The 2366-nt window shown below is 71.1% G+C and carries 2 protein-coding genes; both read right to left on the bottom strand.

Features of this window, described 5'->3' with window-relative positions; genetic code table 11:
- Positions 1 to 229 precede the first annotated feature (229 nt).
- Positions 230 to 1354 (bottom strand): DNA-processing protein DprA, encoded by a 1125-nt coding sequence (gene dprA / locus VNE62_00865; protein ID HVE90841.1) that lies wholly within the window; start codon positions 1352 to 1354, stop codon positions 230 to 232.
- Positions 1351 to 2366, bottom strand: a 1016-nt coding sequence (locus tag VNE62_00860; protein ID HVE90840.1) for an ATP-binding protein, incomplete at its 5' end; no start/stop codon positions are given. The genes VNE62_00860 and dprA, both read right to left, overlap by 4 nt.

Below are 2366 nucleotides of genomic sequence, written 5' to 3'. Positions count from 1 at the left end.
CATCGAGATCGCCGCGGTGCAGCTCCGGAGCAACCTCGGGAGCGGGAGGCGGACGACAGTCGAGGAGGGACTGGCGGTGTACAAGCGGTCCGGGCGCGACTGCCGGCGGTGCTCCGCGACGGTTCGCATGCTCCGTCAGGGCAACCCGCCCCGGTCGACGTACTGGTGCCCTGGGTGCCAGACCCGCAGCCGATAGGTGTCGTCTCCGTTGACGTTGATGACGAGGCCGTCAGCGGGACTGCGTCCGGCGCCAGCGGCCTCCGCCGTCGTCGCAGACCAGTCCCTCCAGCTCCAGCGACGCCAGTACGACCGATGCGCGTGAAGCGCTGAGCCCGGTGATGCTCACGACCTCGTCTACCGTCGTCTGTTCCGCCACGGCGCCGTAGACCAAGGCGGCATCGCCCGCAAGGTCGACGCGCGGAGCCGGCGGCGCATCCTCCGGGCCGGGAAGCGTGTACCCCTGGGCCTTGGCGAGGTCCAGCAGCTCATGTGTGGTGTCGTCGGGATCGACGACCAGCCTGGCACCGTCTCGCAACAGCTCCCTCACGCCCGCCCCCGAAGGGTTTTCGGGGGCCGTGATGCAGGCGAAGACCTCCCGTCCCTGATCGATGGCGAACCCGGCTGTTATCAGGGCGCCGGACGAAAGCCCCGCCTCCACGACGACGACCGCGATCGCCAGGCCTGAAACGATTCGGTTTCGCGCCGGGAAGTGCCACTGCCTCGGCCCCGTGCCGGGCGCGAACTCCCCCACAAGCGCGCCGTTGGAGGCCACCCACTCCGAAAGGGCGGCGTGCTCCGAAGGGTACGCCCGGTCGATGCCCGTTCCCAGCACCGCGACGCTCATGCCCGTCTCCAGCGCGCCCTCGTGCGCCGCGGCATCGATGCCGCGCGCGAGCCCGCTGACGACGGTGACGCCGGCCTTCGCCAGACGGGCCGCCAGTCGCCTCGTGAACCGCGCGGCCCCGCGGGTGCACACGCGCGAGCCGACTATCGCCACCATCGGAGCCAGCTCGTTGAGTGGCTTCCCTCGGACGTAGAGCATCGGCGGCGGGGCATGGATCGCCGCCAGCTGCCCGGGGTACTCGTCGTCGCAGGGAAACACGGTCCGGGCCCCCGAACGCTGCAGAAGCGTCAGCGCCGGACCCGGGTCGTGAACGGGGTCCAGCCGTTTGCGAACGTCGCCCACAGAGCAGGCGAGCTCCAGCTCCCGGACCAGGCGCGACGGCCCGATCCCCCCGCACGACAACTCCACGAGCACGTTGCGGTCCTGCTCGGACAGCGGCCGCTCCAGCACCGCCGGCATCCTCCAGTCCCCCACCCAGCTCCCGTCCACCCGCCACGTTGTCGACTTCACGATGCCTCCCTCATTCGCTCGGTAACCCGGTAAAGCAGTGCCTCGAGAAGGTCGTCCTTATGGACGCGCTCGCGTCCCTCGAGGTCCGCGATCGTCCGCGCCACGCGCAGCAGCCGGTGGACCGACCGTGCGGACAGGCGGTGGCGGTCCGAAGCCCTGGCGAGCATCGACGTCGCGGACGAGTCGAGACCGGTCCAGCGCAGCAGCGTGCCCGACGGAATCTCGGCGTTGGACGCGGGACCTCGTCCGGCCCCCGCGGCGCGCGCGGCTTCCACTCTTTTTCGCACCGCCGAAGAAGGCTCGGCCCCCGCCCGCTCCAGGAGCCTGTCGGTCTCCACGCGGGGGACGTTCACGTGCAGGTCGATTCGGTCCAGCAGCGGTCCGGACAGCCGCTGCGAGTAGGCGTGGCGCATGTGAGGAGTGCACCTGCACGGGACGTCGCTGCCGGCGTTGCCGCACGGACACGGGTTCATGGCCGCGCAGAGCATGAAGCGCGCCGGGTACACCACCACGTGCCGCGAGCGCGTGACCGTGATGAGGCCGTCCTCGATCGGCTGTCGGAGCGCCTCCAGGCATGAGCGCGGGAACTCCGGGAGCTCGTCCAGGAAAAGAACCCCGCGGTGCGCAAGCGTCACCTCACCGGGTCGCACCCAGCCCGAGCCTCCGCCGACCATCCCGGCCATGGACACGCCGTGGTGGGGCGCCCGAAACGGCCTGGCGCGCACGAGCGGGTCACCGGGCGGGAGAAGTCCGGAGGCCGAGTGGATCCGCGTGACCTCCAGGGCCTCGTCCAGCGTCATGCGCGGCATGATCCCCGGCAGAGCACGGGCCAGGAGGGTCTTGCCCGAGCCCGGAGGCCCGGTGAAAAGGATGTTGTGTCCGCCGGCGGCGGCTATCTCCAACGCGCGTTTCGCGCGGTCCTGGTCGCGGATCTGCTCCAGGCACAACCCCCGGTGGACGGGGTCGTCCAGCATCCCGGCCGGGTCGGCCAAGACCGCATCGGGGCCGCGTC

The organism is Actinomycetota bacterium, assembly GCA_035536535.1.
GTDB lineage: Bacteria > Actinomycetota > JAICYB01 > JAICYB01 > JAICYB01 > DATLNZ01.
This window is presented reverse-complemented; position numbering and strand designations above follow the sequence as displayed.